The sequence below is a fragment of the Sphingopyxis sp. C-1 genome (genome assembly GCF_001047015.1).
GTDB lineage: Bacteria > Pseudomonadota > Alphaproteobacteria > Sphingomonadales > Sphingomonadaceae > Sphingopyxis.
Map to the genome: position 1 here is coordinate 1,199,874 of NZ_BBRO01000002.1, position 13,158 is coordinate 1,213,031.

At 65.5% G+C, this 13,158-nt stretch carries 12 protein-coding genes; 8 read left to right on the top strand and 4 right to left on the bottom strand.

The features are described 5' to 3' along the window. Nucleotides 1-6: 6 nt before the first annotated feature. From SC1_RS20390 to SC1_RS20400, 3 genes are all read right to left on the bottom strand, one after another. A complete protein-coding gene (locus SC1_RS20390; RefSeq protein WP_238586795.1) occupies nt 7-873 on the bottom strand; it encodes a pyrroline-5-carboxylate reductase in 867 nt (288 codons plus the stop codon). Between the two features lie 369 nt (nt 874-1,242). Next, on the bottom strand, nt 1,243-2,292 hold the full coding sequence (locus tag SC1_RS20395) for an ACP S-malonyltransferase (RefSeq protein ID WP_062186431.1): 1,050 nt from the start codon (nt 2,290-2,292) through the stop codon (nt 1,243-1,245). Beyond that, nucleotides 2,289-4,490, bottom strand: a complete 2,202-nt coding sequence (locus SC1_RS20400) for a thiamine pyrophosphate-dependent enzyme (RefSeq protein WP_062186433.1) — start codon at nt 4,488-4,490, stop codon at nt 2,289-2,291. Before SC1_RS20400 ends, SC1_RS20395 begins: the two co-directional genes overlap by 4 nt. 167 nt (nt 4,491-4,657) lie before the next feature. Between SC1_RS20400 and SC1_RS20405 the strand changes: the two genes are divergently transcribed. The 8 genes from SC1_RS20405 to SC1_RS20440 are packed head-to-tail and all read left to right on the top strand — an operon-like array spanning nt 4,658 to nt 11,962. After that, a complete protein-coding gene (locus tag SC1_RS20405) occupies nt 4,658-5,359 on the top strand; it encodes a DUF4129 domain-containing protein (protein ID WP_062186435.1) in 702 nt (233 codons plus the stop codon). Then, nucleotides 5,356-6,591: a DUF4350 domain-containing protein gene (locus SC1_RS20410; RefSeq protein WP_062186436.1), complete on the top strand. Its 1,236-nt coding sequence runs from the start codon at nt 5,356-5,358 to the stop codon at nt 6,589-6,591. The genes SC1_RS20405 and SC1_RS20410 overlap by 4 nt, the downstream gene beginning before the upstream one ends. Further along, entirely contained in the window at nt 6,581-7,558 is a 978-nt protein-coding gene (locus tag SC1_RS20415; RefSeq protein ID WP_062186438.1) for a MoxR family ATPase, read from the top strand. Before SC1_RS20410 ends, SC1_RS20415 begins: the two co-directional genes overlap by 11 nt. Next, nucleotides 7,555-8,871: a DUF58 domain-containing protein gene (locus tag SC1_RS20420; protein ID WP_062186440.1), complete on the top strand. Its 1,317-nt coding sequence runs from the start codon at nt 7,555-7,557 to the stop codon at nt 8,869-8,871. The genes SC1_RS20415 and SC1_RS20420 overlap by 4 nt, the downstream gene beginning before the upstream one ends. Nucleotides 8,872-8,897: 26 nt before the next feature. Beyond that, a complete protein-coding gene (locus tag SC1_RS20425) occupies nt 8,898-9,908 on the top strand; it encodes a stage II sporulation protein M (protein ID WP_062186442.1) in 1,011 nt (336 codons plus the stop codon). Then, a complete protein-coding gene (locus SC1_RS20430) occupies nt 9,905-10,777 on the top strand; it encodes an RDD family protein (protein WP_062186444.1) in 873 nt (290 codons plus the stop codon). Before SC1_RS20425 ends, SC1_RS20430 begins: the two co-directional genes overlap by 4 nt. Beyond that, nucleotides 10,764-11,450 carry a nitroreductase gene (locus tag SC1_RS20435; protein ID WP_062186447.1) on the top strand — a complete coding sequence of 229 codons (687 nt, stop codon included), beginning with the start codon at nt 10,764-10,766 and terminating at the stop codon, nt 11,448-11,450. Before SC1_RS20430 ends, SC1_RS20435 begins: the two co-directional genes overlap by 14 nt. Before the next feature lie 2 nt (nt 11,451-11,452). Continuing rightward, nucleotides 11,453-11,962, top strand: coding sequence for a hypothetical protein (locus SC1_RS20440; RefSeq protein ID WP_062187088.1), 510 nt, complete (start codon nt 11,453-11,455; stop codon nt 11,960-11,962). A 696-nt stretch (nt 11,963-12,658) separates the two neighbouring features. Here the strand turns inward: SC1_RS20440 and SC1_RS20445 are convergent. Further along, on the bottom strand, nt 12,659-13,093 hold the full coding sequence (locus SC1_RS20445) for a hypothetical protein (protein ID WP_152682500.1): 435 nt from the start codon (nt 13,091-13,093) through the stop codon (nt 12,659-12,661). Between the last annotated feature and the right edge of the window lie 65 nt (nt 13,094-13,158).

The window sequence follows — 13,158 nt, forward strand, 5'->3', positions numbered from 1 at the left end:
GGTCCTTCATTGATCTTGGGGGAGGGAATGGGGGCGGAAGGCCCGGGTCATTTCGTCGTTGCGCGCCGCCGACGCGGCAATTGTGTCTGCCATCAGGCGGGTGAGGGCATCTTTGTCGTCGAGGACTTGGAGACCCGCGAGCGTCACGCCCCCCGGGCTGGCGACACGGCGTGCCATATCGGCGGGGTCGGCCTCGGCACTGGCCAGCATCGCAGCCGATCCGGCCATCGTTTCGGCGATCATTCTCAGCGCCTGTGCGCGGCTCAGTCCCTGTGCCTCGGCGGCGAGCGCCATCGCGTCGGCGATCCGGAAGAAGAAGGCGGGCGTCGCCCCCGAAACCGTCGTCGCAATGGCGCAAAGTCGCTCGTTTTCCATCCATTCGACGAGCCCGAGCGGCGCAAACAATGCTTCGGCCAGCGCGCGCGACGCGCCGTCGGCGCCGTCTCCCGCCAGTGCCGTAAACCCGCGCCCGATCGCCGCAGGGAGATTGGGCACCGCGCGAACCCTGGATCCAGCGGCGGGGGAATGATGCCGGAGCGTCGCAAACTCGACCGCCGCCAGCACCGAAACCAGCATCATGTGCGGCGTTACCAATTCCGCCAGCGTCGGGGCGACTTCGGCGAGCTTCTGAGGCTTGACCGCAAGCACGAGCACCGAGGGCGGCGCAAGGTCGGCCGGGACCGAAGCGCACAATCGCACGCCGGCCGGCGCGGTCGCAAGCGACGGGTCGACGACGGTTATCGACGCGGCTGCTATGCCGCTTTGCAGCCAGCCCGCGAGCATGGCGCCGCCCATATTACCGCAACCGACCAACAGGATAGTGACGGAACCGAGCGGCGCGGCGGGCAAAATTTCTGTCGAATCGGACGTCAAGCGAGGCGTCTCCGCGGGAGATATGGCTGAGGAGCGCCTTAGTACATCGTATACGATTTTGGTCAAGCGGTCGCGATTGCTCCGCGATCGCATCGGGCACGCGGCGTCACCATATTCGCCGACGAACTGCTACATTTGCAGTCCATTGCAGGGTTTGCGGGCGGTGTGCTGGTGATCCGCTCCGTTTTGGTATCCAATTGTTCTGGAACTTGGCCAGAAACAGCACGTAGTACCTACAAGGAAGATGAACGGTGCACCGCCATTGAGTTGGTCCCCAGTGGCGCTGCCGTTCACCTGCACAAGGTCAACCCCACCTGACCGCGTGCAAACGACAGGGCCGGTAGGGCCATCCTCCCTGCCGGCCCTACGTTATCGGGTGACGAGCGCGCGCTGTTCGGCCCGACCCATCGACAGCAGGATCGGATCGGCCGCCTGCCGGGCGGCGAAATCGGCCTTGCTCGCAATTCCCTGCCAATTGATGCCAATCAGCGACTGGGCGATTGCGCCGCCGAGCGTGTCGCCCGGCCCCGGCAGGATGATGACGTCGGGAGCAAATTCCTTGACCGCGACCTGTACCGACAAAGCGAAATCATAGGGGGCGAGGATCTGGTGGCCAAAGGTGTAATCCCAGACTGCGGCGGGATCACTCGCGTGGCGACGCCAGATATGACCGCGCCCGTCGACCATTGGCAGCGCGGAGCGGCCAAATAGCGAAGCCGGCAATTCGGCCTTGGCCTTGTCCGAGCTGCCGAACATCAGCGGTGTGTGGAAGGGGCCATGGCCGGCGAGGCGGAGCGGATCGCGACCGGGAGTCTTCGGCGCTTCGGCGAGCAGGGTGGCGACGCCTTCCTCATTGCCCGCGAGAACGAGCATCCCGGCAAGATCGATCGAGAGCGCCAGAGCATGACCGGCGCGCGAATCGATACTGGCGACGAGCGCGACGAGCGTTTCGCGCAAACCGGGGACGGCGCGCCAATCCTCATCGACGACTTGCAGCAAGATTTGCCCGCCCGGCCCGTGCGTCTGGCTGTTGAGCCCCATCGCATTGCTGATGCGGAAACCGTCTTCGACCGACACTGCGCCGCCAAGTGCCAGCGCGCTGTACCAGCCCATCGAATTGCCCGCGACGGCGACGATATCATAGGCGTCGCGATCGATACTCAGGAAGTCGAGTATCGTCGCGGTATAGATCAGCGGCGCGGCGACATCGCCGCGCATGTGGGTTGCAACGCTGAAGCGGTCGGCGCCGTCGAGTTCGGTTACCGTCGGTTGGCTGCGCGCGCGGCGCTGCGCGTCGAAACCCGCGATGACGTCGCCGAAGCGCGCCCCGTGGAGCCCCGCGATGCTGCCGAGTTCCCCCTTGCCATAAGTGCCGCGACCGGGCGCGATGACGAGCGCGGTCTTCTTGCCCGCGCTCATGCCAGCAACTCCTTGGCGGCCGCGTAGATCGAATCGCGGCTCGGAAGCGTCAGCGTTGCCGCGCGGCCCAGCGGGATGAAGCTATCGTCGGCGGCGATGCGCGCGAGCTTCTTGTCCGGAGCGCGCTCGACAAAGGTCGCCATCAGCGCCTCGCTCTGCGATCCGGTGATGCGGCATTCGTCGACGATCAGGATATGTTTCGCGTCGCCCACGGCTGTTACCAACTTGTCCTCGTCAACCGGGCCGAGCCAGCGCAGGTCGATCACGCGCGCCTTGACGCCGTCGGCCGCGAGCAGCTTCTCGGCCTGCCGCGAAAGATAATATCCATTGCCATAGGTGACGATCGCCAGATCCGTGCCGTCGCCATGCACGCCGACATCGCCGAAGCGGATCGGCGTTTCCGACCCTGGTGCTTCATATACGCTGGTCCACAGACCATCGCCTTCCTGATGCAGGTCACGCGTCATATAGAGCGCGATCGGCTCTACGAAAACGACGACGCGCTGTTCCTCACGCGCAAGCCGCACGCACTCGCGCAGCATTGCGACGGCATCGCGCCCGTTCGACGGCACTGCCAGGATGACGCCCGGAATATCGCGGAAGACCGCGAGGCTGTTGTCGTTATGGAAATGGCCGCCGAAACCCTTCTGGTAACCAAGCCCCGCAATGCGAAGCACCATCGGGTTGGTATATTGCCCGTCCGAGAAGAAGCTGAGCGTCGCCGCCTCGCCGCGGATCTGGTCCTCGGCGTTGTGGACATAGGCAAGGAACTGGATTTCGGGCATCGGCAGGAAGCCGTTGTGCGCCATGCCGATCGCGAGCCCCAGGATTGCCTGTTCGTCCAGCAAGGTGTTGACGACGCGCGCCGATCCGAAGCGCTGGTGAAGCTTTGCGGTGACGTTATAGACGCCGCCCTTCGGCCCGACATCTTCACCTGCGACGATGATCTCCTTGTGCGCAAGCATCAGGTCGGCCAGCGCCCAGCTCAATAGCCGCGCCATGTGCATCGGCTTGTCCATTTGCCCGGCGTCGCTACCGAACATCGCCTTGCGGTCTCCGTGCGACGGGGCGTTGTCTCGCGTTACTTCGCGTTTCGGCGGGATCAGGCTTTCCATCACATGCGTGGGCGTCGTGATCTTGGGCCGCAGGATCGCCGCCTCGGCCTGACGCGCCAGCGTCGCACCGATATCCTCATAGGCTTCGGCAATCTCGGCGGGCGACATCCAGCCCTGCTCGGTCATGATCGCGGCGCCGGCAAGCAACGGGTCGCGCGCTTCGTCAGCCTCGATCAGCGCCTTGGGCAGATAGGCGCCTTGGACGTCCGAACCCGCATGGCCATAAAGACGCACCGTCGCCATGTGAAGGAACACCGGCTTGCGACAACGGCGCGCATAGTCCGCCGCTTCGGCCGCACCGGCATAGGCCGACACAAGATCGGTGCCGTCGCATTTGATATAGTGCAGCCCCGCGCGGTGACGGAATTGCGCCTCGATCCACCCGGTCGGAGTGCGCGTCGAAATGCCGATGCCATTATCTTCGCACAGAAAGATCAGCGGCATAGGCGACCCTTGGAACGCTGCCCAGCCCGCGGTGTTGAATGCCCCTTGCGCGGTCGAATGGTTCGCCGAGGCGTCGCCGAAGCTGGTCAGGACCACCGCGTCGTCGGGAAGCGGTAGCCCGGTCATGCCGAGCCGGCGGGCGATGCCGATCGAAAAGGCCGCGCCCACCGCCTTCGGCAGATGCGAGGCGATCGTCGATGTCTGCGGCGGGATATTGAGCGGCTTCGATCCGATCACCTTATGGCGTCCGCCCGAGATCGGATCCTCGCTCGACGCCGCAAAGCTCAGCAGCATGTCCCACGTCGGCGTCCCGCCCGGAAGCTGGCGCGACCGGTGGAGCTGGAACGCGTTCGAGCGGTAGTGAAGGAAGGCCATGTCGGTGACGCGCAGCGCCGCCGCGACCGCGGCATTGCCTTCGTGTCCCGACGATCCGATCGTATAGAAGCCTTCGCCGCGCGCCTGCAAATGGCGTGAGAGGCGGTCCATCTGGCGGCTCGTCAACTGCGAGAGGAAGATATCGGTGGCTTCGGCGCGCGACAATCCGACCGCCGCTGGATCTGGCGCATCGGCGCGGTCGGGCAGCCTGCCCGCGGCCAATGCTGCGAGGAATTTTTCATGTACCGCCTGCGCCGCGTCCACCTGTCTCTCCTGTCGCGCGGCCTGTGGTTACGAATGTAATCAACCGGGCCGATTTTGCCGCGCGCTAGAACGGGGCAGTCCGGCGCGCAAGCATCTCTTGCCTTGCCGCGCTCGCTCGCGCTACCACCATATTCGATGCACGATCGGGGCGGGGCCATCTTTTCAACATGATATCCTTATGGATCGCCCAGGCGTCGACCGCGTCCGAACCGTCCAGCCAAGGATGGCTGCTCGATCCCGAACTCGTCGATCCGGGCTATAGCCAGACGATCGCGGGCGGCGAGATCCAGACCGCCTTCCCGCCGCCGCCGCCGCCCCCGCCGCCGCCGACACCCGAGTGGCTGAGGTCGCTGTTCGACGCGATCGGAAACTTTTTTCAGTGGAGCGCGCCGGCTGCCAAGCCGCTGATGTGGATCGGGGTCGCGCTGCTGGTCCTGTTCCTCCTCTACCATTTCGTTCCCGCCTTTGCGCGCTGGGTCGATAATCTGCCGTTCCGTCGCAAGGCGGCGGGTGACGATGCCGAAGACGGCATCGGCCTGGCCGAAGCCGGCGCGGCGCGCGCGTTGCTTGCCGAGGCTGACGCGCTCGCTGCCGAGGGACGCTTTGCGGAAGCGGTGCATCTTCTGCTCTATCGCAGCGTCGAAGACATCGAAAACCGCCGCCCAGGGCTCGTCAGGCCCGCCATGACCTCGCGCGATCTTGCCGAAGCGCGCGACCTGCCCGCGGCGGCCCGCGACGCGTTCAGCCGCATCGCCCGCGCGGTCGAGATCAGTCTCTTCGGCGGACGCTCGATCGACGCCGGCGCATGGCAGACATGCCGCGGCGCCTATGCCGAACTGACGGTGCCGAAGAATTGGGCGCGGGCATGAGCAATTCGGCCACCAATGACCATGGTTTCAATCCCCGGTTGATCGCGGGCGTCGTGGTGATCGGCATCGTCGCCTTTATCGCGCTGTGGGCGTTGATCGCATTGGGCCCGCAGCTCAGCAGCGGCAAGGATGGTGGCGGTCACGCGCTGTCAAAGGCGGCGCCGGGCTATGCGGGGATTGTCGACCTCGTCGAGCGCGCCGGAGCCGACGTTGAACTCCGGCGTCGCGTCGATACGACGCAATATGACGAATATGAACCGCTGCTCGTGCTGACGCCTACACACCGCACTCGCGCCCCTGAAATTGCCGAACTGCTCGATGCGCAACGTAGTACGGCCGCGCTGATCGTGCTGCCCAAATGGCAGACGATCGCCGTGCCGGGGCAGACGCAGAAGCCGGGATGGGTCAGCGCGGGGGTTCCGGCCCGGCCGCCGGCCAAGATGCTGCCTTCCGCGCATTTCGGGACGGTTGAGATCAAGGCGGCGGCCAGCAAGGCGCAGGAAGTGCCGGCACGGCTTGCCGGACGCAGCTTCATCGCCGCGCTACCCGACAATGTGCAGACGATCACGGGTGACAATCTCGAAACGCTGATCGCAGGGCCGAACGGTGGCGCGGTGCTCGCGCAAGTCGGCGACCGCGACCTCTACATCCTCGCCGACCCTGATCTCATCAACAATTTCGCTTTTTCAACGCGCGATAGGGCGGTCGCGGCGGCAAACCTGATCGACGCCATTGCCGAATATGCCGACGCCGACGGCCTTGTGTTCGACCTGACGCTCAACGGCTTCGGCGGCCAGCGCTCGCTGCTCCGCTTTGCCTTCGTCCCGCCCTTTATCGGCATCACGCTTTGCCTGATCGCCGCCGGGCTGCTCGCGCTGTGGCAGGCATGGATGCGCTTTGGCCCGGCACTGCGGCCCGGCCGCGCGATTCCGGTATCGAAGGCGGCCTTGATCGCGAACAGTGCCGACCTGATCAAACAGGCACGGCGCGAACTCGACGGCGCCGACGCGTATGTGAAAAGCCAGCGTATCGCGATCGCGCGGCGGCTCCACGCGCCCGGCGGGTTCGACGATGCGGCGACCGACCGCTGGATCGACAAGCATCTGGATCCGGGAAGCGAACTCTTCTCCAGCCTCGCGCGGCGCCTGCCGCTCGCGCGCAATACCCACGAATTTCTGGCAGACGCGCAAGCGCTGCACGACATCAGGAAGGATTTACTCCGTGACAGCTAATCCCGTCGGCAAAGGCGTTGAGAGCGTCCAGGCGCTCGGTGCCGCGATCGAGGCCGAGGTCGCCAAGGTCGTGTTCGGGCAGGCGCCGCTCACCCGAATGGTGACGATCGCGCTGCTCGCGGGCGGGCATGTCCTGCTCGAAGGTCCGCCGGGCACCGCAAAGACTTTGCTGGCGCAGGCGTTCGCGAGGGCAACGGGGCTCGATTTCGGGCGCATCCAGTTCACGCCGGACCTGATGCCGGGCGACATTTTGGGGTCGAACCTGTTCAACTTTCAGACGTCGAGCTTTACTCTGACCAAGGGGCCGATCTTCACCGAACTGCTGCTCGCCGACGAGATCAACCGCACGCCTCCCAAGACACAGGCCGCGCTGCTGGAAGCGATGCAGGAACGCCGCGTGACGATCAACGGCGAAGCGCATGTAATGAGCCCGCGTTTCACCGTGCTCGCGACGCAGAACCCGATCGAGCAGCAAGGCGTCTACCCGCTGCCCGAAGCACAGCTCGACCGCTTCCTGTTCAAGCTCGTCGTCGACTATCCCGCCGCCGATGAAGAGCGGCGCATCGTCGCCGACCATGGCGGGCGCTTCAAAAGTCCCGCGGTCGCCGATTTCGGCGTCACCGAGGTTGCGAACGCCAAGACGATCGAGGCCGCGATCGACACGATCGCGACCGTTCGCCTCGCCGACGAGATCGTCGATTATATCGTCCGCATCGTCCGCGCGACGCGCGAGAGCGCCGACCTCGAATGCGGCGCCAGCCCGCGCGCCGCGACCTTGCTCGCGCGCGCGGCCTGCGCCGCGGCGGCGCTCGACGGGCGCGACTATGTGATCCCCGACGACGTCCAGCGCCTCGCTGCGGGCGTGCTGCGCCACCGCGTCATCCTGTCGGCCGCCGCCGAGATCGAAGGGCGCAGCGTCGAGCAGATCGTCGCAGCATTGCTCGATCGCGAGGAAGTTCCCCGGTGATCTATCCCACCCGCCGGGCGATCTACTTGCTGCTCGCGGGCGCCCCAATGGCGCTCGCGCTCGGGCTGATCCGGCCCGAGCTGTGGCTGGTCGCGCCCGGTTGGATCGGTGTGATCCTCGCCTGCCTGGTCCTCGATACCATCGCGGGCGCCAATCCGCGCCATCTCCGTCTCGATGCTCAGTTTCCACATCAGGTCGGGGTCGGCGATCCATTCGATCTCGCTCTATCCGCGAGGGCCGCCGCGCTTCCACCGCGTGCCGAGGTCGCACTCGCGCTCGACGAGCGGCTTGCCGAGGGCGGGCGTCTCGCGGACGATATGCGTCGGACGGCCACCGGCGAAGCCCTCGTCCGCACATTGTCGCTCACTGCATCGCGGCGAGGGAAGGCATTGGTCGAGGCGCTGTGGATCCGCTGGGCAGGGCCGCTCGGACTGGTCTGGAAACAGCGCAAGTTTGCGATCGACGGGTCGATCAACGTCGTCCCCAGCCTGCGCGCGGTGACCGACGAAGGCAGCCGATTGTTCCAGCGCAATAGCTGGTTCGGTCTTCGCCAACAGCGCTTTCGCGGCGAAGGCACTGAATATGAGGCGCTCGCCGAATATCAGCCGGGGATGGATCGCCGCGCGATCGACTGGAACGCGTCGGCGCGCCACGTCAAATTGCTGGCAAAGGAATATCGCGTCGAACGCGACAACCGCGTCGTGCTCGCGATCGACGGCGGACGGACGATGGCTGAGCCCGTCGGCGGCATGCCGCGCGTCGACCGCGCGGTGTCGGCGGCGCTGCTGCTCGCCTATGTCGGGCTGAAACTGAACGATCGGATCAGCTTCTTCTCCTTTGCCGCAAAGCCGCAGACGTTGACCCCCGCTTATATGCACACCCAGGATTTCCCGGCGTTGCAGCGGGCAGCCAGCCTGATCGACTATGCGCATGTCGAGAGCAATTTCACCCTCGCGCTGACGACGCTCAGCGCGCAGCTCAACCGTCGCTCGCTGATCATCCTCTTCACCGAATTCACCGACGCGACGAGCGCCGACCTGATGATCCGCGCCGCCGGTCGGCTGGCTAAGAAGCATCGGCTGCTATTCGTCGTCATCAAGGACGAGGAGGTCGAGGCAGAGGAACGGCGGCGCCCCGAAAGCGGTGCCGACATCACGCGCTCGAACGTCGCCGCGGCGATGCTGCGCGACCGGCAGCTCGTGATCGCGCGGCTCCAGCGCCTCGGCGCCGACGTTATCGAGGTTCCGGCCGACGCGATGGGAGCGAGCGCTGTCGAGGCCTATCTCGGCATCAAACGGGCGGGCAGCCTGTGATCCCGCCCGCCGCCCCCGCTCGCGCGATGGGCGCGCCCAGCTTTTCGACGAGCCGTTTCCGCGCAGAGCGCGAGGCCGACTGGATCGCCTTCGACCTCTTGCTCACCAAGCTGGAGAAGAAAGGATCGGCGGCGCTGTCCAGCGACGAGCTGCTGCAACTGCCCTTGCTCTATCGTGCGACGCTGTCGTCGCTGTCGATCGCGCGCGCGACAAGCCTCGACAAGGCGCTACTCGACCATCTCGAGGCGCTGTCCATCCGCGGCTATTTCCTCGTCTATGGCGTGCGCGAAAGCCGGCTCAATCGCTTGCGCCGCTTCTTCCTCTACGACTGGCCCGCCGCGGTGCGGTCGGTGTGGAAGGAGACCATCATCATCGCGCTCGTCATCCTTCTCGGCGCGCTGACCAGCTATTCGCTCGTATCGAGCAACCCCGAATGGTATTTCAATTTCGTCGACGAGGAGATGTCAGGAGGCCGCGATCCGCGCGCGACCGTCGAATTTCTCCAGTCGACGCTGGGCCATGGCAAGGCGGTCGCGGGCGAGGGTGAGAGCGGGCTGCACGTCTTCGCCACCTATTTGTTCACGCACAACAGCCAGGTTTCGATCATGTCCTTCGCGCTCGGCTTCGCCTTTGGCGTGCCCACGATGATGCTCGAATATTATCAGGGCATCGGGCTCGGCGCGATGATGGCGGTCTTTTCGGCCAAGGGGCTGGGCTATGATTTCGGCGGCTGGCTTTTCATCCATGGCACGACCGAGCTGTTCGCTGCCGCCTTGTCGGGCGCCGCGGGCCTGCGGATCGGCGCCGCGGTTGTCTTTCCCGGCGCACGCGGGCGGTTGCAAGCGGCGGCGGACGCCGGACGCACCGCGGGAAAGGTCATGGTCGGCGTCATTTTGATGCTGTTCGCCGCCGGGCTGCTCGAAGGTTTCGGCCGCCAACTGATCACCGACACGGTGCTGCGCTATGCCATCGGTTCGCTGATGCTTTTGTTCTGGATCGCTTATTATTACATTCCGCGGCGCGAGGATGTGACATGAGTGCCGCCGCACAGGCCGATGCCCGGCTGCGCGCTGCGCGGGCGAAGAAGACCCGTCAGTTCATCACACCCGAAGGCGTCGATCTGGAACTGAAGATCGCCGGTTCGGGGCTGCGCTTCGGCGCACTGCTGACCGATATGATCCTGATCCAGTGCGCGCTCTTCCTGTTCTGGCTCGTCGTGCTGTGGGTCGGTGTCGCCTCGCGGTCGGACATCACCGAGGTCATCTGGATGCTCGGCGCCTTCCTGCTGCGTACCTTCTGGTTCATCGGCTTCGAGCTGGGTTCGCGCGCCGCGACGCCCGGCAAAAGGATGATGGGAATCCGCGTCGTCGCACGCGACGGCGGCCGGCTGACCGCCGATGCGGTCGTCGCGCGCAACCTGATCCGCGAGCTCGAAATCTTTCTCCCGCTGATGATGCTGGGCGTGGGTGTCGCGGAGGATGCGGTGTCGGGCTGGCTCATCCTTGTCGGCGTGCTCTGGTCGCTGACCCTCAGCCTGTTCCTGCTGTTCAACCGCGACCGGATGCGGATGGGCGACCTGATCGCGGGAACCTGGGTCGTGATGGCGCAGCGCGTCAAGCTTGACGCCGATATCGCCGGCGAGGCGGCCGGTGAAGCGATGGCCTTCACCGAAGCCGAACTCGCCGTTTACGGGATTTTCGAACTGCAGGAACTCGAACGCGTATTACGCGGTCGCGACGCGCGCGCAATGCGCGAGGTCGCCGACGCGATCCGCGCCAAGATCGGCCGGCCCGTCGCCGAAGAGGATGACGTCTTCCTGCTTTCCTACTACCGCCAGCTGAAGGCCCGGCTCGAACGCAAATTGCTGTTCGGCAAGCGGCGAGAGGATAAATATGCCAGCGACTGACACCAGCGTTACCCAGGCCCTGCACGCGCGCCGTTCGGTGCGCGCCTTTACCGATCGGCCCGTCGACCCGGCGTTGCTCCGGGAGATTTTCACGGCCGCGCAGCGCGCGCCGTCGGGCGGCAATCTCCAGCCTTGGCAGGTGACGGTGCTGACCGGCGAACCCTGGCAGGCGGTGAAGGACGCGGTTGCCGAGCGAATCGCGATGGGGCGCGAGGGGCAGCAGCCCGAATATGACATCTACCCTCGCGAACTGACCGAACCTTGGACCGATCGCCGTTTCGGGGTGGGCGAGGCGCTCTACGCCTCGCTAGGTATCCCGCGCGAAGACAAGGCGGGACGCCTCGCTCGGTTCATGGACAATTACCGGGGCTTCGACGCACCGGTGATGCTTTTCCTTCATTGTTCGCGCATCATGGGGCCGCCGCAATGGTCGGACATGGGCATGTGGCTGCAATCGGTGATGTTGCTGCTCATCGAACATGGCCTTGCCAGTTGTCCGCAGGAATGCTGGGCGATGTATGGAGAAACCGTCCGGCGCACGCTCGGACTGGGCGAGGGACAGATTTTGTTCACCGGGCTCGCGATCGGCTATGCCGACACCGATGCGGCGGTGAACCAGTGGGCGGTGCCACGCGCGCAGCTCGACGAAGTGATTGATTGGCAGGGATTTTAATGATGACCAGCAAGCAGCCGGGTTTTCGCTATGGCGTCACGGGCGCGCTGATGCTCATTGTTGCGGGCTGTACCGCGATCCCGCAGCCCGCCGCCCCGCCCCCGGCACCGCGTCCGGTCGCGCCCACGCCGACGCCCGCGCCGCTGCCGACCCCGACGGCGAGTTGGGAGGATCGTGCGGTCGATGCCGGCGCCTGGCGCTATGATGCGGGCAGCCGCACCGCGGCGTTCGTCCGGACCGGCAGCGCCAGCCCGCTACTCAGCATGACGTGCAGCGGTGGCGGTATCCGGGTGACCTCGGGTCTTTCGGGCAATGTCAGCCTGCGAACGAGTGCGGGCATCGACCAGATCAATTTCGACGGCGGCAGCGCGAACCTCGGCAATCGCGACCCGCGGCTCGACCGCATCGCCTTCAGCCGCGGCCGCTTCGCGCTCGAAACGCCGGGCGGCGGCGCTCTGACTCTGCCGGTCCAGTCGGAGATCGGCCGCGTGATCGAGGATTGCCGCGGATAGTCAGGGAATGTCGGTTTTGGGGTGGTGAGCTGCCGTTCCCCTCTTTGGCTATCGCCGGCTGGATCGGGGATCAGGGCCGCGCAATATTCCAAAGTTCAGGAAAGTTCAGCCCTATGAGCGCCCCGATTTGCAAGTCGCGGAGTGCTGGACGTGCGCGGCACGTCCGATCGTGATCGCACCCACAAGCCGGGCCGCGACCAGCTTTTTGTTCACCGAAAGAAAGAGCCGGATGAGGCTCGCACAGCCGGATAATGTAGGAAAGACCTATTTGAAGGTGATGTCTTTTTTTGGGGCGGGGAGCGGGCGTTTCATTTCCAAAGCCCCTCCACTTCAGGGGAGGGGCTATGCTGGCGCTACGGAAGCAATCGGTCGTTGCCCGAGCTTCGTCCTCCCGGGCTTAACACGGGATCCCGCTTTTCTTCCGCATCGTCCGGCTTCGGCATCAAGCGGGACCCCGGATCAAGTCGAACGAGCCACGTGTCGCGTTCGAGGGTGACGATATGGGAGGTCAGCGTCCGGTCGCCTCCGGCCTTTCGGCATCCCGAGATATTGGCGCTTTCCTATATTATCCCTGTATCAGCCTGATCGTTCGTTCTTTGGATCGTCAATCATCGCCCGCGGACGCCGCGATCCCGCACGGGTCCTAAAGCCACAAAAGACACAAATCGAACGCGCTGACGCGGGACTTTTGCGGCTTTAACCGCCGAGCTGGACCGTCCCGCCCTTGATCCAGCCCCAGCGGCACGGGCCCTGATATTCGCGGGCGTTCTGGACCGACTTGCCGACGCCGCACATGTCGGGATCGGTTCCGGGTGCGGCGAAGACGACGCCGAACCAGGCGTCATTCTCGGCGGCCTCGCATAGCGAAACATTCGCGCCGCCGGCGAGCTTCGCCTTGACCGCGCGCGTCTCGTCCGGTGCCCAATAAACGTCGGTTCCGCCAGCCTTGACCCGGCTGATGCTCGAACAAGCGGGCAGGCTCGGCCCCTCGGTGCCGATCATGACCGCGCGCGTGGCGAGCGGCTCGCCGGCAATTGCGGGTGCATTTTCGGCGGGCGGCGCGGGCTGGCTGCACGCGGCGAGCGATGCGATCAGAAAGGCGGCGGCGGGGGTGACGAGACGATGTTTCATGCCTTCGAAACTAGCCGCCGCGGCGCCCCCGCGCAACGCTCGTCGCGACGGGACCAAGAGCCGCA

What these genes read in the sequence shown, in the direction of transcription:
- SC1_RS20395 (WP_062186431.1), bottom strand. Translation starts at nt 2,292, where the DNA reads ATGAGCGCGGGCAAGAAGACCGCGCTCGTCATCGCGCCCGGTCGCGGC.
- SC1_RS20405 (WP_062186435.1), top strand. Translation starts at nt 4,658, where the DNA reads ATGATATCCTTATGGATCGCCCAGGCGTCGACCGCGTCCGAACCGTCC.
- SC1_RS20410 (WP_062186436.1), top strand. Translation starts at nt 5,356, where the DNA reads ATGAGCAATTCGGCCACCAATGACCATGGTTTCAATCCCCGGTTGATC.
- SC1_RS20425 (WP_062186442.1), top strand. Translation starts at nt 8,898, where the DNA reads ATGGGCGCGCCCAGCTTTTCGACGAGCCGTTTCCGCGCAGAGCGCGAG.
- SC1_RS20430 (WP_062186444.1), top strand. Translation starts at nt 9,905, where the DNA reads ATGAGTGCCGCCGCACAGGCCGATGCCCGGCTGCGCGCTGCGCGGGCG.
- SC1_RS20435 (WP_062186447.1), top strand. Translation starts at nt 10,764, where the DNA reads ATGCCAGCGACTGACACCAGCGTTACCCAGGCCCTGCACGCGCGCCGT.
- SC1_RS20440 (WP_062187088.1), top strand. Translation starts at nt 11,453, where the DNA reads ATGACCAGCAAGCAGCCGGGTTTTCGCTATGGCGTCACGGGCGCGCTG.
- SC1_RS20445 (WP_152682500.1), bottom strand. Translation starts at nt 13,093, where the DNA reads ATGAAACATCGTCTCGTCACCCCCGCCGCCGCCTTTCTGATCGCATCG.